This is a genomic window from Protofrankia sp. Cas4, assembly GCF_963555915.1.
In the GTDB taxonomy this organism is placed as follows: domain Bacteria; phylum Actinomycetota; class Actinomycetes; order Frankiales; family Frankiaceae; genus Protofrankia.
The window spans coordinates 42,732-63,670 of sequence record NZ_CAUVXL010000270.1 but is presented as its reverse complement, the minus strand read 5'-3'; the positions used below and the strand labels follow the sequence as shown (position 1 = coordinate 63,670).

At 68.9% G+C, this 20,939-nt stretch carries 16 protein-coding genes; 6 read left to right on the top strand and 10 right to left on the bottom strand.

Annotation, left to right across the window (positions count from 1 at the left end):
- Positions 1-152: 152 nt before the first annotated feature.
- From U9979_RS24625 to U9979_RS24605, 5 genes are all read right to left on the bottom strand, one after another.
- A complete protein-coding gene (locus U9979_RS24625) occupies positions 153-1,655 on the bottom strand; it encodes an SCO6880 family protein (RefSeq protein WP_322781160.1) in 1,503 nt (500 codons plus the stop codon).
- 7 nt (positions 1,656-1,662) lie between these two features.
- The gene (locus U9979_RS24620; protein ID WP_322749534.1) at positions 1,663-2,955 is read right to left on the bottom strand and encodes a hypothetical protein; all 1,293 of its coding nucleotides are present in this window, start codon (positions 2,953-2,955) and stop codon (positions 1,663-1,665) included.
- Between the two features lie 101 nt (positions 2,956-3,056).
- The gene (locus tag U9979_RS24615; RefSeq protein WP_322781159.1) at positions 3,057-3,899 is read right to left on the bottom strand and encodes a hypothetical protein; all 843 of its coding nucleotides are present in this window, start codon (positions 3,897-3,899) and stop codon (positions 3,057-3,059) included.
- 72 nt (positions 3,900-3,971) lie between these two features.
- On the bottom strand, positions 3,972-4,388 hold the full coding sequence (locus U9979_RS24610) for a DUF6112 family protein (protein WP_322781158.1): 417 nt from the start codon (positions 4,386-4,388) through the stop codon (positions 3,972-3,974).
- Positions 4,385-6,400 (bottom strand): hypothetical protein, encoded by a 2,016-nt coding sequence (locus U9979_RS24605; RefSeq protein ID WP_322781157.1) that lies wholly within the window; start codon positions 6,398-6,400, stop codon positions 4,385-4,387. The genes U9979_RS24610 and U9979_RS24605 overlap by 4 nt, the downstream gene beginning before the upstream one ends.
- A gap of 200 nt (positions 6,401-6,600) precedes the next feature.
- On the opposite strand from U9979_RS24605, the gene U9979_RS24600 reads away from it, so the two are divergent.
- The 3 genes from U9979_RS24600 to U9979_RS24590 are packed head-to-tail and all read left to right on the top strand — an operon-like array spanning position 6,601 to position 8,495.
- On the top strand, positions 6,601-6,819 hold the full coding sequence (locus U9979_RS24600; RefSeq protein WP_322749537.1) for a helix-turn-helix domain-containing protein: 219 nt from the start codon (positions 6,601-6,603) through the stop codon (positions 6,817-6,819).
- Positions 6,820-6,869: 50 nt separating this feature from the next.
- Entirely contained in the window at positions 6,870-7,496 is a 627-nt protein-coding gene (locus U9979_RS24595) for a hypothetical protein (protein WP_322781156.1), read from the top strand.
- A 3-nt stretch (positions 7,497-7,499) separates the two neighbouring features.
- Positions 7,500-8,495, top strand: coding sequence for a bifunctional lytic transglycosylase/C40 family peptidase (locus U9979_RS24590; RefSeq protein WP_322749539.1), 996 nt, complete (start codon positions 7,500-7,502; stop codon positions 8,493-8,495).
- Between the two features lie 14 nt (positions 8,496-8,509).
- Here the strand turns inward: U9979_RS24590 and U9979_RS24585 are convergent, their stop codons facing one another.
- The 3 genes from U9979_RS24585 to U9979_RS24575 form a co-directional block, all read right to left on the bottom strand.
- Positions 8,510-8,662, bottom strand: a complete 153-nt coding sequence (locus U9979_RS24585) for a hypothetical protein (RefSeq protein WP_322749540.1) — start codon at positions 8,660-8,662, stop codon at positions 8,510-8,512.
- A 206-nt stretch (positions 8,663-8,868) separates the two neighbouring features.
- Positions 8,869-11,178 carry a serine/threonine-protein kinase gene (locus U9979_RS24580; RefSeq protein WP_322781155.1) on the bottom strand — a complete coding sequence of 770 codons (2,310 nt, stop codon included), beginning with the start codon at positions 11,176-11,178 and terminating at the stop codon, positions 8,869-8,871.
- A gap of 36 nt (positions 11,179-11,214) precedes the next feature.
- Entirely contained in the window at positions 11,215-13,650 is a 2,436-nt protein-coding gene (locus U9979_RS24575; protein WP_322781154.1) for a protein kinase domain-containing protein, read from the bottom strand.
- 608 nt (positions 13,651-14,258) lie between these two features.
- On the opposite strand from U9979_RS24575, the gene pgi reads away from it, so the two are divergent.
- The gene (gene pgi, locus U9979_RS24570; RefSeq protein ID WP_322781153.1) at positions 14,259-15,932 is read left to right on the top strand and encodes a glucose-6-phosphate isomerase; all 1,674 of its coding nucleotides are present in this window, start codon (positions 14,259-14,261) and stop codon (positions 15,930-15,932) included.
- A 313-nt stretch (positions 15,933-16,245) separates the two neighbouring features.
- Positions 16,246-16,626, top strand: a complete 381-nt coding sequence (locus tag U9979_RS24565; protein WP_322781152.1) for an STAS domain-containing protein — start codon at positions 16,246-16,248, stop codon at positions 16,624-16,626.
- Positions 16,627-16,646: 20 nt separating this feature from the next.
- On the opposite strand, the gene U9979_RS24560 is transcribed toward U9979_RS24565, so the two are convergent.
- A complete protein-coding gene (locus U9979_RS24560) occupies positions 16,647-16,874 on the bottom strand; it encodes a hypothetical protein (RefSeq protein ID WP_322781151.1) in 228 nt (75 codons plus the stop codon).
- A 347-nt stretch (positions 16,875-17,221) separates the two neighbouring features.
- Here U9979_RS24560 and U9979_RS24555 point away from each other — a divergent pair, with 347 nt between their 5' ends.
- Positions 17,222-17,638, top strand: a complete 417-nt coding sequence (locus U9979_RS24555; protein ID WP_322751636.1) for a hypothetical protein — start codon at positions 17,222-17,224, stop codon at positions 17,636-17,638.
- 18 nt (positions 17,639-17,656) lie between these two features.
- On the opposite strand, the gene U9979_RS24550 is transcribed toward U9979_RS24555, so the two are convergent.
- Positions 17,657-20,881: an AAA family ATPase gene (locus tag U9979_RS24550; RefSeq protein WP_322751637.1), complete on the bottom strand. Its 3,225-nt coding sequence runs from the start codon at positions 20,879-20,881 to the stop codon at positions 17,657-17,659.
- Positions 20,882-20,939 lie beyond the last annotated feature (58 nt).

Here is a 20,939-nt window from a genome sequence, read left to right as displayed (position 1 = left end):
GCGCAGCGCTGCCCGGGCCCGCCGGATCGCCGCGCGTTCGGCTCCGGCCGCGGCCCGCTCGGCCCGCGCCGCCTCACGTTCGCCCCGTTGCGGCTCCCCCCGTTCCCGGCGGGCCGCCCGGTCCGTTCTGGCTCCCTGCGATCGGTCGACCGTCATGACACCCCCACAGCCAGCGGAAGCGCGGCAACGCTGAACCCCTGGTCCTGTTCGCCGACCAGCCGGACCATCTCCAGGCGGCTGCGCGACGCCAGGGTCTCGGCCTCGCCGCACGCCTCGGCAAGGCCGTCCAGGTCGTCCGCGGAGACGGTCACGAACCCGTGGAAGCGGAACGCGCCGAACCCCGCGATGAGCTCCTGCTCACGGCGTTCCACCTCGGAAGCCTCAGCCATGTCACGCTGAGTCGTCACCTTACCGACCTTGTCCCGCATCTGCTGCTCCCCGAGGTGGGCCATCCGGCGGCGGTTGACGGTCTTCTCGGCCTTGCGGCCCGGCATCGGTTCGACGACGAGGGACACCGTCCGCCGGCAGGTCGTCTCCATGAGCAGCGGCGCGAGGAATGCCGCCGGGGACGGGACCCGCGGCCAACCGTTGATCCAGTATGTGGTGTGGAACCCGGAGTCGGTGCGGTAGTGATCCCAGGCGGCGACCGCACGAACCGGGCCGGCGATCGCCGGATCGATACCCGAGGGCAGGCCGGCGAGCCCACCGGCCCGGTCGGACGCGGCACCGCCGCGAGCGTCGATCATTTCGATCGAGTAGGGATCGTAGGTGGTGCGGATCACCGCGGCCAGGGCTCGCGGCGGCAGCCAGCCGACCGTGTTGATCGATGCCCTGGCCAGCGCCGCCTCCATCGTCCGCAGCTCGCCGAGCAGCACCGTGCAGGCCGCGTGGTCACCACCGCCGGCGCGTTGGATCGCCCGGCGTACGTCCCGGGTCCGCAGTTGGAAGGACAGGAAGGTCTCGTGGCGCCGTGCCACCGGGCCGGCGGCGTCGATGACCTCCTGGTACGCCTGCGCCGCCCAGGAGCTGTCATGGTTGCCCCGGACCCGCCAGTGCCGTTGCAGCTGGTCACCGGAGTCCGGCAGGGTGCGTTCCAGCCACTGGATCCGGGACAGCCGGCCGCCGCCGATAGTCAGCCCGGCCAGCAACTCGCCCCAGGCGTCCACTCTGGCCTGCTGGTCACCGGATTCCAGCAACGCGAACTGGCTGCCCTGCACCTGCAGGACGGCGGTGAACGTCCCTCGTCTGACGTCCTTCACGATCGCCACGTAACGGCTGTTGCCAACCGGTACCGACAGCATCACCAGGGATGACAACGGCCCTGGCAGCGCGGTCCTGGAGAGGTGGTCGGCGTCATCGCCGGTTCGGAACAACGCCCCGCGGAACACCGTCTCGCCCATCACCTTCTGCATTGTGAAACCGACAAGAATCGGCACCCACTGATCGAGGTTACGGTCGTCGACACGGACGAACGCGATGAACCCCAGGGCGCCCGCCAGCGCGAGCCACCCAGGAGCCAGTATGACCGGAGACCGCAGCGCTCCGAGGATGCACAGCATCACCCCGACCATCAGCCCCAGCTGCGGCCAGCGCATGCCCAGCAGGATCCCGCCGCGTTCCAGCGGCCCGAAGCGGTAGCTGCGTTCGGCGACCACGCCCGGCTCAGCTTCTTCCGGTACGGGTCGGGTGGATCGGCGGCGGCGGTGTGGTCACCTTGGGCGACGTCACGGGCGGCCGTGACGGTATCGACGGCGACCCGGTCGATGCCGCAGCCCTTGGCGGCGCGGCTCGGGGAATCGCGGCTCGGGGAACGCGCGCGGAGGTGCCGCCGCGCGCCGCGGAACCACCACCCGTGGCCCGGGCCGCGGTCTGGGCCGGCTGGCCTCCGCTGGCTTGAGCACCGGCGGCCTGAGCACCGGCGGCCTGAGCACCGCTGGTCTGACGTGCACGAGCGGTCGGTGTGCCGACCCGAGTCGCCGGGCCGGTTGCGGACCCGCGGCGGCTGCCCGCCCTGGCCGTGCCACCGGCGCTGACCGGGGCGAGATCGCCGGTGACGGGCCGGCCCGCGTCCACCCCCGACCCGCTCCGTTGTCGGCTCTGCAGCCGACCGCCGATACCCCGGAAGGTCTCCCGCGACGACGAGCCGAGCAGCGCGCCCGCGCCGTGGCCGAACGTTGCCGCGCCGCGTTTACCCGCCGAGCCGATCGCCTGCATGATCTGGACGTCGGCCATCCCGATCACATAGAGGAGGGCGAGTGGCGAGAAGACCGCGGCGGCCATAATCACAATGCCGCTGAGAATCGTCAGTGTCTGGTCCATGGCCGACCCGGTCGCGTCGCTGGCAATGCTCGCGCCCAGGGTGAAGATCGCATAGATGACGGGCTTGGCGAAGACGAGCGCGGCGAGGATCTCCACCGCTCGCTTCATCCAGTTGCGGGTCGACATCGCCGGCTGCCCGGCAAGATACAGCGGGATGAACACGGCAACCGCGATGATGGCTACCTTGCGGATGTAGAGAACCAGGAAGAGCGCGAACGAGAACAGCGCGACGAGCAGCGACAGAACCATGTCGAGAGCGAAGTTGCCCTGTTGGGGGAGAGCTCGAAGCTGAGCCACCAGGCTTGCGCCCAGCGGCGCGCCGTCGCCGAACGATTCGGAGATGCCGTCGCTGGCGGAAAGCAGCATCTGTAGGAGAGCCAGCACGACAAAAGAACCGATGATCGCGGTGCCGGTGGACGCGAGAGCGCGGCCGAGAATGTGCGGGTCCCCGCGCACGGCGCCGACAATACAGGCACACATGAACAGGCCAGTGACGACCAGGATCGCCACGCCGAAGACGATGTTGTAGTTCTTGACGACGTAGTCCTGGTTCAGGTCGATCGCGGTCTTCTGCGCGGCGAAGCTGAACACGGATGCCGACAGGTCAGCCGCCATGTTGGCGAACGCCGTACCCACCGAGTCTAGAAAGCTCCCGGTGCCATCAGAGATATTACCCTTGAGAGGGGTAAACGGATTAAAGCTGATCGCAATTACATTAGCGCCATCGACCTGGGCATTCATGATCCAGGGCCTCCCACGTATGTGAACCGCTGGTATCCCTCGGCAGCTCTTTCGGTTATGAAAGGACCGCCTGGACCATCGTTAGCGTCTACGATCTTCCAGTCATCCCCGAGCCAGTGTACTACGCATGTATCAGTTCCCCAGCGTACTTGAGGGAGGAGGTTTACGTCAGCATTTTCGTAAGCTCCGAAGCTGGCTGAAGACCAAATCGACACGGTTACAGCGTCGAGTGTTTTCTGCTGAACCTCGAATCCGAGAATGCGAGAGTTGAAGCTGATTTTCGGATCGTTAATAGACGTTGCACCAAAGCTTGTTGCATTCTTTTTGTCAACTTCAATGATGCGATCTGCGAGTTTGCTTGCCGCTGCTGTTTCGGATATTGATGTCAATACTGCATGTATGTGCGATGGTTCCCGATTACGAGCGAATGAGTAGGCGGCGACGTAGTTGCCGCAGGCGCTTATGGCGCCGGCTTCGGTGTGGGGGTAACCGACCGGAATCCCGAACTCGTTGGTGCGCGTCGGCATACCCGGCAGTCCGAGCCCGGCAGGTGTCGCGGTGGCGGGTGTCTGGGGCGGGCTCGTCCCGGGCTGGCTGGTACCGCTGTCGCTGGGCTTGGCCACGACGGCGGTGGACGCCTCCGCATCGGGCCGGGCGCTTCCCACTGGCTCGACCGGCGACCGGGCAACGGGTGCCTTCGATGCGGGAAGTAGATAGCGGCCGAGCAGGAGACCGATGATCAGCGCTACCACGCCGATTGCCGCCAGGAGGCCGACGAGACTGCGTGCATCCCAGTCAGGCTCGTTGACCAACGTCCCCTCCCTCGGTGTGACAGCCATGGACGTGCCTGCTCCGGCAACGACAGCCGACCCATCATCCCAATATCAGCCGGTCGGGATGGCAGGAACAGGTCAGAACGGCCACGGCGGGGGCGTCTGGTCGTGGTCCCCGGGCTCGAGGACCCGGACGACAGCCGGTCTGTCCAGCGCCTTGGGCTGGTCCGGGGTGCCGGACGACGCGGTCGCTCCGGTCGCGAGGAAGAAGTTGACGACGGCCGCCGCGGCCCCGACGAGGAAGGCGAGCCCGAAGCCGGCGAGCACACCGCTCTTGCCGATCGTCGAGGCGCGGTCGAGGCCCATCCGCTCGCCGAGCGCCCAGGCGATGCCGCCGAGAAGCACGGCAGCCACGGCTGCGATCACGGCATACGCGGCGAGGCCGTTGACGAGATCCTTGAGCGCGTTGATCCCAGGCGCTTTGGTGTCGTCGGGCTTGATCTGGACCTGGGCGAGGACGACCGTTACCTGCGCGGTCGCGGCTTGAACGATCATTGCTGTTCCCTTCCTGGGTTCAGGTCGGCGCGCAGATCGTCGGATGATACGCCCGGAACTGAGCTGCGATCATGTACGGCGTGGCTGTGAACGGCGGCTGTGTCGTCGGTCTCATTGTTGTCGACGCCGATGTCGTCCGGCTCGCGGCACGCGTCAACGACGGTGGCGGCCAGCCGGAGAAACGCCCGCCGGCTGCGCCACCGCAGTCGGGAGAACGGAATCGGCACCGCGTTGCGCTGCCCTCGACCAGCGTTGTCTCCCCGCTTGGCGCTGTTTCCCGGACGGGTACGAGCTGCCTCCGTAACAGTGTCGTCCAGCCGTGCGTCATAGGGAATACGGACCATCGCATCGACCCGCCGAGCCAGCTTGGCCGCGGCAGACCGGGTCTGAGGCGACCATCGGCCGCGCCGGACCGATATTGCGGCGACGATCACGGTTGGCGGCGGGCCGCCAGGGTGCGTCCGAGGACCGCCTGAGCCGCGCAACGCGGCTGCCGCCTCGGCGAGATCGCCGGGGAGCGCCGGCACGACCAGCACGACGACGCCGGCTCCGCCGAGCGTGACCGACGCCAGCGGCGAGGTCGGGTCGAGCGGGGCGTCGACGAGCACGAGCGGGTAGACCGACTCCAGCGTGCTGAAGGCTGAGGCGAGTACCTGGGGGGTGAGCGGGCCGGGTACCCCGGCCGGCACCAGCGCGGGCGGGCCCGTTGCGGTGTGACCGGCCGGACCCGGTGCGCCAGCGCGTGGCCGGCCCGACGGGGGAGTTGCCGGCACGACGGGTTCGCTCGGCCGGCAGCCAGGCAGGACGTCCAGGCCTGCGCAGTCTTCACTCGGGTATGCGCCGTCGGTGCCACCGTTGATCAGCCAGCGGAGTTCACCGACCGGTCGTGCCGCTCCACCCCGGCGGGCCCGATAGGAGATCGCGTCCGCGACGAGGTCGCTGACGGTCGCCGACGGGCATGCGCCGGCGCGCTCCGCAAGCGGGATACCGAACGCGGTGTCCATGGCGTGGTCCGTCGCGTCCGCGGTGCGCTCCAGATCACCGGAGAGGTCGACGGCGACCACGGGTTCAGCGCGGACACCTGCGAGCGTCATGCCGATCATTGCGGTGACGGTGGTGCGTCCCGAACCGCCGGCCAGCCCGGTGACCGCCACTCGCCAGGAGCCTTGCAGCGGTGCGGCGGCCCGGTCCGCGAGCGACTCCCGGATGGGGATCTCCTCCCACGGCTCCAGCGCGGCGACGTCATCCCACGGTTCCTGCCAGGGCCACAGCTCCTGGCTGCTCCGGTGTTGGGACACCACCGCGGGTAGACGTGCGGACTCCGCCGGCTCCGCGGGCTCAACCGGCTCCGCGGGCTCAACCGGCTCCGCGGGCTCCGCTGACGGTGCCGGCTCAACCGCCTGTGCCCGCGTTGGCGGCGCAGCCGCGGAAGCGGCATGAGTGCGTCGCCTTCTGCCGTCCAGGCGCACGACTGTGGGCCGGCCTTCGGTGGCATCCGGCGGGCCACTGACGGCCGGCCCTGGGTTGACGGCCGGTCCCGGGTCGACGGCCGGGCGTGCGTTGACGGCCGGTGGGGGCGGCGGGGCCGGTGCCGGCGCTGCGGTCTGTTCGGGGATTTCGGTCTGTTCGGGGGTCACGGTCTGTTCGGCGATCACGGCCATGGGGCTGTCGGCGGCCAGCAGGCCTGCCGTGTCATGGAGGAGGAAGGTCTCGGCCTGGCGGGGGTCGTCGACCGCGGCGCGGTCCTCGTCGTTCGGGCCACCGCGCAACCGGCGGCGCAGGCGACCGCCCGCCCGTCCTGCGCCCGCTGGGTCCTCACCGCCGGCGCCGGCGCTGGCACTGCCGGTCCCTGAGCCGGTAGCGGACCTGGGTGTCGGGATCGGGTCGGTGGGGGCCGCGCCACGGGTCGTCGAGGCCGGACGTGGGGTCGGCGCGGGTATGCGGGCACCGATCAGCGAGACGGGACGTGCGTCACCGTCCTCACCGTACGGTTCCTGCGATACATCGGTCACGCGCTGTCGACCTCCGTGGTAGTCTCCGGCTGGTTGATGCCTATTGCCGTTACTTGTGGTTAGTTGGTTCGAGCTTTGGACGGATCGATGTAACACGAGTAGTTCAAGTATGACAAGGCCCCTTCGGGGCTCGTCACGGTGCCTTGTATGGGTGTAACTTCCGGCGCCAGCGACGATGTGCTCGGGAAGGGGGTCGTCGCGTGGCACAGGAAGGCGTCCCGGTGGCGGCGTTGGCGACAGGCAGAGATCCTGCGGACGATGACGTGCTGACGGTCGACGAGCTTGTCGCGTGGTTGCGGCTCTCGGAGAGCACGGTGCTCAAGCTCCTGTCCGAACGGGAGATCCCGGCCCGAAAGGTGGGGCACCAGTGGCGCGTCCGCCGTGGCCGGGTCCGGGACTGGCTGGACGGCAGGGAGTGATCTGTCCTGGCTCGTCCGTTGAGTCGACGCCATCCCGGCGGGCGTCCAGGATGATCGTGCTCGTGATCGCGTTGCTGCTGCTGGCGGGTGGCGGGTCCGCCTGCTCGGCGATTCGTGACGTCGCGGCTCGGGCGAGCGCCGTCCCGTCCACGACCGGACCGCCGCCGGCCGCGAACGTGCCGTCCGGCCCTCCCCTCGCCACCGCCTCACCGCCCGCCTCCACTCCGCTGGACACCCATGATCCTGCAAGTGTCGCCGCGGACTGCTTCGTGCGCTGGCAATCCTTTGACGCGCGGGCCGACAGCGGGCCGAACGCCGGCCTGCCGCGTGCCCGCGACTGCATGACCCCGGACTTCTTTGCCCAGCTCAGTGGGCAGGGCCTCGGTGACGACTCCGCGCAGGGACCGACCAGGGCATGGCTCGAACTGCAGGCGGCCGGCACCCGGTCCACCGTCGTCGTCCTGGCGACATCCCCGCTGGGCGGTATAGACACCAGGGCGACCGGTCGGGTGGTGCTGCTGCTCAACGTGCGGCGCACGACAGTGAGCGACCACACCGGCGGCCGGGTGGAGACGGTGTCCAACCCGCTCCTGACATTGCTGCGCCAGACCGACGGCACCTGGCTCGTGGCCGCGGCGGATCTCGCGAACTCCTACGGCGACGCGCCGGGCCGGTAAGCCATGGCGTCGGGAGCCGGCCGGGTGCATCGGCGGCAGTGGTTGCTCTGGACCGGTGTGGGCCTCATGGGCTCCATCATCGCGTTCGTCTTCGTGGTCATGGCAGTAGTTGTGATCATTGCCGGCCCCTTCATCGGCAGCAACGGCTCCGGCCGGAGCAGGGTCATCACCAATGGGGACGGGATCCCGCCCGAGTACCTGCCAATGATCGTCGATGCGGCGGCCAACGCCGGCTGCGGCGAGGTCACCCCGGCTGTGCTGGCCGCCCAGCTGCATCAGGAGTCCGGCTTCAACCCGACCGCCCAGTCCGGTGTCGGTGCGATGGGTATCGCCCAGTTCATGCCAGGGACGTGGGCGCTGCACGGCCATGGGGATGTGTGGAATCCGGCCGATGCCATCCCGGCCGCGGCCCGTTACGACTGCGCGGTGGCCGCGTCCGTGGCGTCGGTTCCCGGTGATGCGCAGGAGAACATGCTCGCGGCCTACAACGCGGGGCCCGGGGCCGTACTGGCCTACGCGGGTCTCCCGCCGTATCCGGAGACCCGCAATTACGTGCGGACCATCCTCGCGCGGGCGCAGGTCTACGGCGATTCCGTTGCGACCGGTGCCCCGGTGTCGGCCGCCGCGGTCGCTCCGGTGGTGGCATTCATGCGCTCCCAGCTCGGCAAGGCCTATGTGTGGGGCGCGACCGGGCCGGACACCTGGGACTGCTCGTCGCTGGTCCAGGCGGCCTACGCCCAGATCGGGGTGTCGCTCCCGCGGGTCACCGTCGATCAGATGCGGGCTGGCCCGGTCGTCTCCGGCGTCGATCCGCAGCCCGGTGACCTGCTGTTCATTCCGGGTGCGGACGGCACGCCCGCGGCCCCCGGCCATGTCGGGATGTACGTCGGTGACGGGCGGGTGATCGCCGCGAAGGGCGCCCGCTGGGGCGTCGTCGAATCGGACCTGTCGGACTGGACGTCGATCGTCGCGGTGACGCGTCCGCTCGCCGGTCCGTGAGTGTGCGGGCGTCGTCATGCGACAGCGGTGACAAAGTGGGAGATTCCGTCCGCAATGCTTGCGAGCAGACTGACCGCCGACTGGACCAGACCGGCCGCGTCGGCGGGTGTGTTCGCAACGTAGAAGATCACAAACGCGATTGCGCACACCGGTGCGAGCTTCTTCATGTCAGACCTCGCGGGGAAGACGGGGTGGACAGGCGCCGTCCACGATGACCGGAGCCTGTCGCTACTCACGCTGATCCGACACGCCGACAACTCATTTGAGTAACCAGATGGCTACGGGTGGTGCCTTCTGTCCCGGCCGCCGGGTGACCTCAGTGACTGATTCACCGAGTTCGCCGAGTTCACCGGGTTCATCGTTTTCATCGTTTTCATTGGTTGTGCTTCAGCACGGTCGAAATGGACCCGTCGCCGGCGATTCGTCTGACCAGGCCGTCGTACTGCGCGACGTAGACCGCGCCGGTAGCGTCCACGGCCACACCGGTCGGGCCGTAGACGCGGGCTTCGCGGGCGTCACCTCCGTCGCCGAGCACTGTCGCCGCATGTGCCCCGGCGACGGTGCTGATGCGGCCGGTGGCTGCGCTCACCAGGCGGATGGCGTTGGTCCCGTACTCGGCGATGTAGAGGTCACCGTTGGGCGCCAGCGTGATCCCGTCAGGCTCGTCGAGCGCGACATCAGTCGCCGGGGAACCGTCTCCGATGCTGCCGATCGCCGGCGGCGAAGGTGTGGCTGACGGCGTGGACGGCGTGGACGGCGTGGAGGCTCCCGTCGGTGGTGCCTTACCCGCGACGCGGGTGATGATCCCTTTCGGGTCGATCTTTCTGACTGTCCTGGTGCCGGTGTCGAGGATGTAGATGCTGCCGTCCCCGGCGACGGCGATGTCCGTCGGTCGGGTCAGCAGAGCCTGGGTGGCCGGGCCGCCGTCGCCGGAGCTTCCGCCTCTGCCGGTCGGGCCGCCGGTCCCGGCGATTGTGTCAATCTTGCCGTCGGCGCTGACCCGACGCACGCGGGTGCCCTCGGTAATGAGAATGTTGCCGTCCCTGTCGACCGCAACACCCTGCGGGTAGGACAGTTCCGCGCTGGTCGCGTTACCCCGGTTGTTTCCCGTGAATCCCTGTTTTTTCGGACCAGTGCCCGCGACCACGGTGATGGCGCCACTGCGTTCGATTGCGAAAACCTGGCCGTCAGAGGCACCGGAGACGACGTAGACCGATCCGTCCGGGCCGACCGCCACGGCGACCGGCTGATCGATCACCTCCTTTTGAGCCGCTGTCGGGCTGACCGGCTCCGTGCCGTTGGGCGGCCTGGTTGTCGACGGCGCGGTGCTTGTCGGCGTCGTCGTCGTGGACTGTGGCGGTGACCCCGCCAGCCAGGTGGCGTGCCCGGCCGGGTCGATGGTGATGACCCGGCCGAGGATCGCGTTCGCGATGATGATGTTCCCGTTCCGGTCGATCGCGAGACCCGCTGCCAGCGGCAGTTCGTAGACCAGGGTGTCGCCCGCGTATGCGCCTGTGCCCGGCCTGGGGCCGGAATCGGCGAAGGTGAGCGCGAGCGCGAGCGCGGCACCGGTGGCGACCAGCGCCGCGGCGAGTGCGGCAGCCATGATCCGGTTGCGCCGTACACCGAGCAGGCGGCGTGGGCCGGGCTGTCGCCGCGTCGGATTCGGCCCTGCGTCGAGCCTCGCCGCCAGCACTGCATTCGGCCCTGCATTCGGCACCGGCACCGGCACCGGATCGGCCGCCGCCCTGACGGTGAACGGGCCGGAGTTGGTGGTGTTCGCGGACACGCCGTCGCGGGCCGCAGCGGTGATGACGTCGGGCAGGGTTGTCGGCACCTCGCCAGCGGTGAGCCACCCCGGGCCGAAGGCCCCCGCCGCGGCCACGGCGAGGTCGACGGCGAACTCCTGGGCGGATGCCTGCCGCGCCAGGGGGTTCTTCGCCAGGGCACGCCCGATCACGGCGGCGATCGCCGCCGGTGCCTCGATGAGCGGCGCCGGCGCTACGTTGAGGTGGTGGTGCAGGATCGCCGCGACCGTCAGGTTCTTCTCGAACGGCGGCCGCCCCGCGAGTAGCTCGTAGACGACCAGACCGAGCGCGTACAGGTCCGTTGCGGGGCTGAGGCGGTCGCCTGCGATCTGCTCGGGTGCCATGTAACGGGGCGTACCGACAAGCCCGGTGGTCGTTGTCGCCGTGGCTTCGAGAATCTTGGCGATGCCGAAGTCGGCCACCTTGAGCAGGCCGGTGTCGGTGAACAACAGGTTGTCCGGCTTGACGTCCCGGTGCAGCACGCCTTTCGCGTGCGCCGCGGCAAGCGCGGTGGCGGCGGCCAGCCCGATGGCGCAGGCCCCTGGTTGGCTGAGCCCGGATGCGAACCGTTGGCGCAGGCTGCCGCCGGTCAGCTTCTCCATCACCAGCAGGCACAGGCCGTCGCGTTCCACGTAGTCGTAGACGCGGACGACGTGGGGATGGTCGAGTCCGGCCAGAACCCGCGCCTCCGCCACGAAGCGTTCCCGGATGTCCTCGGCCCCGCTTGTGTGCTCGTGCAGGACTTTGATCGCGACATCCCGGCGGATCAGCCGGTGGCGGCCGGCGAGCACGGCGCCGAAGCCCCCGCGGCCGAGTTCGTCGCCGACGTCGTAGTCCGGCAACGCGGCCGCCACTCGCTCCCGATCGACTGGCATGTCGTACTTCCGCCTGTTCTGCTTGACCCTCTGGGACTATCCGGTCCTGGCGATGGTCGTGATGACACCTGTGGAGTCGACCCTGCGGACCCGGTCGTTCTTGTCGTCGGCGATGTAGAGGTTGCCCGCGCCGTCGACAGCGGTGCCGGTCGGGCTTGACAGCTGCGCCCGGGTGGCCGGGCCGCCGTCGCCTGCGTAGCCTTCGGTCCCATTGCCGGCCACGGTCGCGATCCGTCCGTCGGCACCTACTCGCCGGATGCGCTGGTTGCCGTAATCGGCTATGTAGAGGACGCCGTCGGGGCTGACCGCGACGCTCGGGATGCGCAGTTCCGCGGCGGTCGCCAGGCCGCCGTCCCCGCCGTAGCCGTAGGACCCGTTGCCGGCCACGGTGCTGATCATTCCGTTCGGGTCGATCTTGCGGACGCGTTCGTTGCCGAGATCCGCCACGTACAGCGTGCCGTCGGCGGCGATCGCCAGCCCGTTCAGGTTGTTGAACTCGGCCGCTGTGGCTGGGCCGCCGTCGCCGGCGAAGCCCTTGGTTCCGTTACCGGCCACTGTTGTGATCACACCGTCCGGGCTGATCCGTCGGATGCGCTGGTTGTTGTAGTCGGCGACGTACAGGGTGCCGTCGGCGGCCAGCGCCAGCCCGTTCGGTTCGTTTAGCTGGGCCGACGTGGCCAGGCCGCCGTCCCCGGTGAAGCCGGCCGTCCCGGTACCCGCGATCGTCCTGATGATCCCATTTGTATCAATCTTCTGGATGTGGTTGTTACCGGAGTCGCTGAGGTAGATGTTCCCCGCCGCGTCCAGGAGCGTCGCGGCCGGGCTGTGTAACTGTGCCTGGTTCGCGGGTCCGCCGTCCGGGGTGGAGCCACTGGTCCCGGTGCCGGCGACGGTGACCACGGTCCCGTTTTTACTGATCTTGTGGATCTGGTGGCTCGTCCAGTCGGTGATGTAGAGCGCGCCCGCCTTGTCGATGGTGACGTCATAGGCGTCCAGCCCCGCCACGGTCAGCGTCGGGCCGGCATAGGCCACGCCGGGGGAGTACGTCGCGGACAGCGCGGCTGACCTGGTGCGGTGGTTTCTGGCTGTGACCAGTGCGACACCGGTGATCAACGCGAGTACCACGGCGCAGGAGACACCCACGACGAGCCAGGTCCGGCGCGACGGCCGGGCTGATTGCGTAGGGTAGTTTTTCCATTCCGGCGGATAGCCGGATGTCGGTTGCGGTCCGGACGGTCCGGACGGCCCGGACGGCCCGGGACCCCGACCGGCCGGTGGGACGAACGGGTTCGCCTGCCACCAGCCGGAGCCGGCCTGCGCCGGCTGCGGCCGAGGTTGGCGGGCCGCCGCGGGATCGGGATGGGCCGGCGGGAACTGCCCCGGGGCGAGCCGGGTCGGCGGCGTGACCGCTGCCGGCGGTACCCACGGGTCGGCATTCAGACGCTGTCCGCGTGGATCGCCGGGCGCAGCGGTCGCCGGCGGCCGGAGACCGGACCGGCCCGGCCACGGGTCCTGGCCGCCAGGTACCTGGCCGCCCGGTATCCGGCTGCCCGGCGGGTGTGGGTTCGACCGGGCCGGCGGCCGCTGCGCCGCGTGTCGGATCTCGTCGTCGAGGCGGACCTTGATGCCGGACTCGGCGAGCCAGTCCGGGCTGAACGTGTGCGCGGCAGCCCCGGCCAGTTCGAGCGCGAACTGGGTCGCGCTCGGGAACCGGGCGGCCGGGTCCTTGGCGAGCGTGCGCATGATCATCGCGCTGATGGCGTCGGGCACGCCGTCCAGCGGCGGTGGCGTCACGTTGAGGTGATGGTTGACCAGCGCGCCCACGGACAGGGTCCGACCGAAAAGTGGCCGACGGGCCAGTAGCTCGTAGAGCACCCCGCCGAGTGCGTAGAGATCGGTGGAGGTGTACAGGCGACCTCCGGTGATCTGCTCGGGGGCCATGTATCGAGGCGTCCCGAGAACACCGCTCGCCGTCGTCTCGGTGCCTTCGAAAATCTTGGCCACGCCGAAGTCCGTGACTTTGAGAAGCCCGTCCGAGGCGAACATCATGTTGTCGGGCTTGATGTCGCGGTGCAGGACGTTGTGGGCGTGCGCGGCATCCAGTGCGGCCGCCGCGGCGAGGCCTAACGCGCAGACGGCCTCGGGCGACATCGGGCCGACCGCCACGCGCTGACGCAGTGTGCCGCCGGGAAGCAGCTCCATGACCAACAGGCAGGTGCCCTGATGTTCGACGTAGTCGTGGATACGCACGACATGCGGATGGTCGAGTTCGGCGAGTACCCGCGCCTCGGCAAGGAAGCGACCGCGCAGGTTCGCGTCGTCGGCGGTGTCGAGCAGGATTTTGATCGCGACATTCCGGCCGATCAACCGATGGCGGCCGCCGAGCACCAGCCCATAGCCGCCACGGCCCAGTTCACCGTCAACCTGGTAGCCGGGGAGCGCGGCCTGCACCAGCGAGCGATCGATCAACAAAGGTCAGGTTCCGTTCGCCACCGTACGGATGACATTGGCCGCATTCGTGCCCGTCGGTGGCCGTGCCGACAACCGACATCTCTTTCTGTGCTCCAGAGACCGCGGCCTCCGGGTGCGCGATCTGACGATCGTCGCGCGCCCTTTGGCCCTCCGGCCACAAATCAGTGGCCTCCGGGTGCGCGATCTGACGATCGTCGCGCGCCCTTTGGCCCTCCGGCCACAAATCAGTGGCCTCCGGGTGCGCGATCTGACGATCGTCGCGCGCCCTTTGGCCCTCCGGCCACAAATCAATCGTGAGTGTACGACTGTGGCCACCCGTCGCTCTCCCGGTGGTCCCGGGCGACTGTGACAAATTGGTGACAGACATCACAGTAGCTCCAGATTGATGACCTTATGGATCCATTTGTTTACTTTCTGTTATAGGGTGGCATGTCCGCGATGGCGGCGATCCGGTGCCCCGCGGCACCGCCCGCCCGGTGACTCACCCGGTGACGCGCGCGGTGACCTGGCCGGTGACGTGGTGACGTGGACCTGGCGTGGGGCATGCAGGATCGTGAGCGTGTCGCCGACGCGCCCGCGGCCATCGGACTGGGAGGTCCCGAAAGATCATGTCGCCTATCGAGCCGTCCATTGATGCTGTCCAGCACGCGTCCCCCATCATGGGAACGCCGGAATGGGCAGCGCTCGACAAGCACTTTGCCGAGATTGCCGACGTCCACCTGCGCAACCTGTTCGCCGACGACCCGAACCGGGGCGAGACATTCGCCGTGGAAGCCGACGGGCTCTATCTCGACTATTCCAAGAACAGGGTCACCGACCGGACGGTGGCTTTGTTGACGGCCCTTGCCGAGCGGGTGCGACTGCGCGCGCAGATCGAGGCGATGTTCACGGGACAGCGGATCAACACGACCGAGCGCAGAGCCGTGCTCCATGTCGCGTTGCGCGCTCCCGCGGACGCCGTCGTCGAAGTGGACGGCGTGAACGTCGTTCCCCAGATCCACGCCGTGCTCGAGCGGATGTCGGTCTTCGCGGACAAGGTCCGTTCCGGCGTCTGGACCGGAGTTACCGGCAAACACATCCGGACTGTCGTCAACATCGGGATCGGAGGTTCGGATCTCGGGCCGGCCATGGCATACGAGGCTCTGGTGGATTACTCCGACCGGTCGATACAGTTTCGTTTCGTATCGAATGTGGACGGCACCGACATCTGGGAGGCGACCGCCGACCTCGATCCGGCCGAGACGTTGTTCGTCGTGTCGTCCAAGACCTTCACGACCCTGGAGACGCTCGCGAACGCCCGCACCGCGCGGGCCTGGGTGGTCGACGGACTCGGTCCGGACGCGGTTCCATTTCATTTCGTGGCAGTCTCGACGAACACGGAAAAAGTGACGGAGTTCGGTATAGACAGCGCGAACATGTTCGAGTTCTGGGACTGGGTGGGCGGGCGCTATTCGCTGGACTCGGCGATCGGCCTGTCCCTGATGCTGGCGATCGGGCCAGACAACTTCCGGGACATGCTCGCTGGATTCCACGCGATGGACGTCCACTTCCGGACCGCTCCGTTCGAGCGGAACCTGCCGGTGCTGCTCGGTCTGCTCGGCCTGTGGTATCGGGACTTCTTCGGTGCGCAGACCCATGCCGTGCTGCCTTACAGTCATTATCTCGGCCGCTTTCCCGCCTATCTCCAGCAGCTGGACATGGAGAGCAACGGCAAGTCGGTGGACCGGGCCGGGCGAGCTGTTCCCGTCCCCACCGGCCCGATTGTCTGGGGAACTCCCGGTACCAACGGCCAGCATGCCTACTTCCAGCTCATCCACCAGGGAACCGCGTTGGTTCCCGCCGACTTCATCGGTTTTGTCACGGCGAATCATGACGTGCGCCAAGGCGGTGCGGACCACCATGTCCTGCTGATGGCGAACTTCTTCGCCCAGACCGAGGCGTTGGCCTTCGGCCGGACCGCCGAGCAGCTCGCCGCCGACCGGGTGGACCCCGAAATCATTCCACACCGGACATTTCCGGGTAACCGTCCCACCAACACGATTCTCACCGACCGGTTGACTCCCTTCCGGCTCGGCCAGCTGGTGGCCCTGTACGAGCACAAGGTCTTCACCCAGGGTGCGATCTGGAACATCAACAGCTTCGACCAGTGGGGGGTGGAGCTCGGCAAGGTACTCGCGGAGAGGATCATCCCCGAACTGTCGGCGGACGGGCCGCTGGAGTTGGCCCACGACAGCTCCACCAACAGCCTCATCCGCCGTTTCCGCGCCGCCGGCACGGGCTGAGAGTCCCGGACCTGTCTGGCCGATATATCCAAACCATCCGGTTCAGGACTGATTCCCGAATCTGCTGTGACTCTGCGTCGGCGGAATTCGGAATCTTGGTTACCGTCGGTAGTATCGCTGCATCGGGTGTACGTATCTCGTGACTCGGGGAGAGACCACGCTGTTGGCGATTCCGGTCCGGGAGACCTGCCGGGTCGCCAGGACAACGCAAGCCAGGAGGTGTCGCCCCGGTGTCAACCGGCCGGGGGGCGGGGCCAGGGGTCGGGCGGCGCGGTACGACGAGCGTCGGCAGGAGTAGCGGGGGGGCGGAAACATGCAGGTCGAGGCTGGTCATCTGCGGATGTCGGTGACCCATTCCGGGTGCGATGTGGTCATCGTGCTTGACGGCGAGCTCGATACCCGCGGCCGGCTGCGGTTTCGCCAGGAGATTCATGAACTGCTGGGGCGTGGCGGCACCGCCGTGACCGTGGACGTCGCCGGCCTACGGGCCATCGACATCGCCGGGATGGCAGCCCTGCTCCGGGCCGAGTTGCTGCTGCGAGGCGTTCACTCGAGCCTGCAGGTTCGCGGCGCGTCCCCGGCGTTCATGGCGTTGCTGCGTTCGACCGGCCTGACCGGTCGCCTGCAGGTCGACGCGGGGCCACGCTGGTCGGGCGCGACCGCATCCGCCACCACCGGTGGTTCCACCCGTTGAGGCCGGGCGGCCGCACACCTCTATGGCCGGGCGTTCTTGGACTGGCGCGACACGATCAGTCGCAGCAGCCGGGTCGGGGGCGGTCCGCCACCGTTGAGGTCACCGTGGGGCTCGTCGTCGGGATCCGGGACCAGTCGGAGTCGGGGCCGGCGTACTTTCTCGATCATTTGTTCCACCTGGTGCATAGCCAACATGCCGATCATGAGTACCAGTGGGAATCCCAGCACAATTGCTACGGATCCGGCCATCGCGTCCTCCGAGCCTCGCCCGAAAACACGGAAAGTCCCGTTGTGATCTTTCTGTGTCATCCGCAGTCCTGTTACCCGCGGTCGCGCGAAATTCACATCCAGGCGACGGTTTCGTGCGTCCGGGGTGAGTGCCGTCGCGTCCGTAGGGCGTGTCTGATGGATCTTCGATCGCGCGGATCAATGCCCAGAAGGCGTCCCGCCGCGTTGTCGTCGGTCCGGATAGAACACCACTATCCGGACCTCCTCCGCCTTGCGGGCCACTTTCTGGATCATCGCCCGCATCGACCAACATCCATCAGGCACGCCCTAGTGCCGGGCGCCCTTGGCCTCCTGTCACCATGTCTGGTATGTCGAGGCCTGCCGCCACACAACCGGCGGGCTCCGGCGGTGCCCAGCCAGGTGGCCCGGCAGGTGTTCCGTCCGCAGGCCCACCGCTGCGCGGTCCCTACCGCGGTCCGTGGCCCGTCCAGCGCGCCATCCCGACCGAGGCCCACCTGCGGGCGCGGATGCGGATGCTGGCCGAGCAGATCGAGATCTCGCAGGCCGAGATCGTCCTGTATCGGGCGGCCTATGAGCGGGCCAGCGAGGAGGAGACCGCGGACCGCCCATGGCTGCGCGGTTCCCTTGAGCGCCTCGCAGTCCCCCGCCTGGCCCGGGCGCTGGCCCGTGAGCTCGACGCCATGGAGCGGTTCCGGATGTGGGCGGAGGAACTCTACTACCTCCAGGAAGAGGCCCGCGCCAACGGTCTGCTCAGCTCGCCGTAGAACTCACACCGGTGCCGCTCACACCGGGACGGAGAGCTCGTCGAAAAGTCGGCGGGCCTGGGCGGCTCCGGTGATGTTGCCTTTCTTCTCGTAGCAGGAGATGGCTGCATCGATCTTCGGTCCGGCCGCGTCGACCTGGCCGGTTCGGTGGAGCACCTCGGCGTAGGCCAGCCACGCCTGCGCCTGTCCGTCCCAGTCGTCGGTTCGCCCGGCCAGGTCGCATGCGGCCTCGGCGAACCGGACGGCCTCGACCTCGCGTTCACGGCCACGCATCGCCAGTACCTTCGCGTGTACCCCGCACCAGCCGGCCTGGGCGGGGACCTGGTCACCGGCAGCGGCGTCGCGGGAGCGGGACACGTAGGTGGCCGCCTCGTCGAGGCGGCCGAGTTTGACCAGGACGTCGGCGAGGGCCGCGGCACGCGTGGCCAGGTGCGCACGCTCGCCCATCCGGGCCAGCCGACGGCAGCTGCGCCGCAACTCGTGCTCGGCCGTGTCGAGGTCATCGGTGAGCAGGGCGACGCGGGCAACGACGAAGCCCCCGTAGAGCGGGTCTCCGCGGGGGCTCCGGACGTCCCAGACGATCTCTTCAGCCCGGCTCAGGTGGTCCCTGGCGGCGTCGAGGTCCCCCGCCATGGTGAACAGCAGGGCCAGCTGGGCGAGCAGGGAACGGCGCAGGCCGCGGTCGTCCCCGACGCCGGCCAGCGCCCGGGTGGCCCGCTCGACCGATTCGCCGATCGGGCGCGGGGCGAAACTCAGCAGGTGGACGAGGTCACGGCGCATGGTCTGGGCGTCACGCAGCACGCCGGACTCCTCGGCATGGCGGACGGCGGCCTGCATGGCCCGCTCCGCCTGGGCGTAGCGGCCGGCCGCCATGTGGGCGGCGGCCTGACCGCGGCAGGCGAGCGCGGCACCGACCTCGTCCCCGTCCCGGATGAAGATCGGTAGTGCCCGGGTGGCCTCGCCGAGGGTCTCGGCGACCAGCCCCTCCGGGCTTGTCGTGAACATGAGCCGCAGGTGGGCGAGGCGCGCGTGCGCCCGCAGACCGGCGTCACCGATCCGGGCGGCCCGGTCGGTGGCCTGGCGCAGCATGCGTTCGGCGTCGCTGAACCGGCCGAACGAGTGCAGCGCCCAGCCAAGGTCGATCTCGGCGCGGATGCGCAGTGGATCGGTGACAGGCAGAAGCTTGATCGCTCGTTTGAGTAGGCCGGCCGCGCCTGTCTCGTCGCCCTGACGAACCCGGTCGGCGGCTTCGATCAGACAGGTCGCGGCGTGGCGTCCGAGCTGCGCGGTCTCGGCGTCGCGCAGCCCGAGCTCGACCCGGTACCGGTAGGCCTGTTCCAGGTGATAACCGACCAGCTCGTCGTGCTCGCCGGGACGCCCGATCATCCGGGCCTGCAGCCAGGCGGCGAACCCCTGGTGCAGCTGCGCACGCTGGCGTTTGGACGTGGCCTGGTAGGCGCAGTCGCGCAGCAGGACGTGCAGGAACCGGAAGGCGTCCACGCCGGGCAGGTCTGAGCGGTCGGCATGGACCAGTTCCTTGCGTACCAGCGACTGGCAGTGCGCGGCCACGCCGGCCCGGTCGGCCGGGGCGGACAGCTCGACCACGGCGTCGAGGTAGAACCGTTGACCGACCACGGCAGCGCGTTCCAGCACCCGCCGTTCGTGCATGTTGAGCCGGTCGAGACGGGCGGCGAGCAGCGCGGAGATCGTGGGTGGAACCTGGACCGAGCCGAGGTTGCCGGTCGCGATCCACCGGTCGCCCTCCCGGCGCAGCAGCCCGTCGTCGACCAGGGCCGCGAGCGTCTGCTCGACGAACAGCGGGTTTCCCGCGGCCGAGTCGGTGATTCTCGACACCAGCGCCGGGTCGAGGTCGTTGGAGCCCATCAACGTGCGGATCAGTCGCTGGCAACGTTCCTCGCTCAGCGGCTGCAACAACATCGACGTGGCGTTGAGCTTGCCTCCGCCCCAGGTCCGGCGCTCCTCCAGCAGCTCGGGCCTGGCCAGGCACAACAGCAGGATCGGCGCCTCCCGGGACCAGTCGGCGACATGCTCGATCAGGTCCAGCAGGGTCGGCTCGGCCCAGTGCACGTCATCGAACCAGATGATCAGCGGACGCTTCTCGGCGAGCGCGGCCAGAAACGTGCGGACCGCCCAGAAGCTCTCCTGCGCACCGACCTCGGCTCCGCCCAGGCCGATCAGCGGCGCCAGCCCGTCCACCACGGCGGCGGCGTCGCCGATGACGTTGTCGACCCCGTCCAGCAGCTCGCGCAGGCGGCGCCGGCCCTCGGGCGCGCTCTCGTCCGCGGACATGCCGGTCGCCTGGCGGACCATCTCCATCAGCGGCCAATAGGTGATGCCCTCGCCGTAGGACAGGCAGCGTCCGGTGAGCACCGTCGCCCGCGGCGCCATCGCCTCACAGAACTCCCCGACCATCCGGGATTTTCCGATGCCGGCGGGACCGAGCAGGGTGAACAGGTGGCAGGTGCGTTCCTCGATCACCTGTTCGAGGACGTCGCCCAGGCGACGGCGTTCCCGGTCCCGGCCGATCACCGGTGCGGCGAAGCCGTCCGGGGCGAACCGCGCGCCGGGGCCGATGCCGGGGTGCGCCAGGCCGATCAGGCGGTGGGCCCGCAGCGGGGCCTTCTTGCCCTGGACGACCAGGGGTCCGACCGGTTCGCTCCGCACATCCGAACGGATCATCCGCAGGGTCGTGTCGGCGATGAGGATCTCGTCGGGGTCGGCGGCCTCCTCCAGCCGGGACGCGATGTTGACCGCGTCCCCGGTCACGCCGCCGCCGGTGCCCGGCCCGCCGACGGTGACCTCGCCGGTGTTGATCCCGATGCGGATCCGGAACCGGAATCCCCAGTCCCGTTGCAGATCGGCGTTGAGCGCGGCCATGCTGGCGCGGATCTCGAAGGCCGCGCGGGCGGCGCGCAACGCGTCGTCCTCGTGCAGCACGGGGATGCCGAAGACGGCGAACACCGCGTCCCCGATGAACTTCTCGACGGTGCCCCCGTGGGCCGAGATCACTTCGCGGGCGGCGCTGAAGAACCGCCACATGACCTGCTGCAACGGTTCGGAGTCGAGCTGTTCGCCGATGGCGGTGTAGCCGGTGACGTCGCAGAACATGATCGTGACAGTCTTACGGGCGCCGATCCCGAACGTGGGCAGCGGCGTACCGCAGGAGAAGCAGAAGCGCGCTTCTTCCGGGTTGGCCTTTCCGCATGTCGGGCAGGCGACCATGTGCCGGATCGTAGGCCGCGGGGATGCCAGACGGGACGCTGATACACGTGTCAGTCGT

What these genes read in the sequence shown, in the direction of transcription:
- U9979_RS24610 (WP_322781158.1), bottom strand. Translation starts at nt 4,388, where the DNA reads ATGATCGTTCAAGCCGCGACCGCGCAGGTAACGGTCGTCCTCGCCCAG.
- U9979_RS24560 (WP_322781151.1), bottom strand. Translation starts at nt 16,874, where the DNA reads ATGGCCGGATCCGTAGCAATTGTGCTGGGATTCCCACTGGTACTCATG.
- U9979_RS24565 (WP_322781152.1), top strand. Translation starts at nt 16,246, where the DNA reads ATGCAGGTCGAGGCTGGTCATCTGCGGATGTCGGTGACCCATTCCGGG.
- U9979_RS24615 (WP_322781159.1), bottom strand. Translation starts at nt 3,899, where the DNA reads ATGGCTGTCACACCGAGGGAGGGGACGTTGGTCAACGAGCCTGACTGG.
- U9979_RS24585 (WP_322749540.1), bottom strand. Translation starts at nt 8,662, where the DNA reads ATGAAGAAGCTCGCACCGGTGTGCGCAATCGCGTTTGTGATCTTCTAC.
- pgi (WP_322781153.1), top strand. Translation starts at nt 14,259, where the DNA reads ATGTCGCCTATCGAGCCGTCCATTGATGCTGTCCAGCACGCGTCCCCC.
- U9979_RS24595 (WP_322781156.1), top strand. Translation starts at nt 6,870, where the DNA reads ATGATCGTGCTCGTGATCGCGTTGCTGCTGCTGGCGGGTGGCGGGTCC.
- U9979_RS24590 (WP_322749539.1), top strand. Translation starts at nt 7,500, where the DNA reads ATGGCGTCGGGAGCCGGCCGGGTGCATCGGCGGCAGTGGTTGCTCTGG.
- U9979_RS24550 (WP_322751637.1), bottom strand. Translation starts at nt 20,881, where the DNA reads ATGGTCGCCTGCCCGACATGCGGAAAGGCCAACCCGGAAGAAGCGCGC.
- U9979_RS24580 (WP_322781155.1), bottom strand. Translation starts at nt 11,178, where the DNA reads ATGCCAGTCGATCGGGAGCGAGTGGCGGCCGCGTTGCCGGACTACGAC.
- U9979_RS24555 (WP_322751636.1), top strand. Translation starts at nt 17,222, where the DNA reads ATGTCGAGGCCTGCCGCCACACAACCGGCGGGCTCCGGCGGTGCCCAG.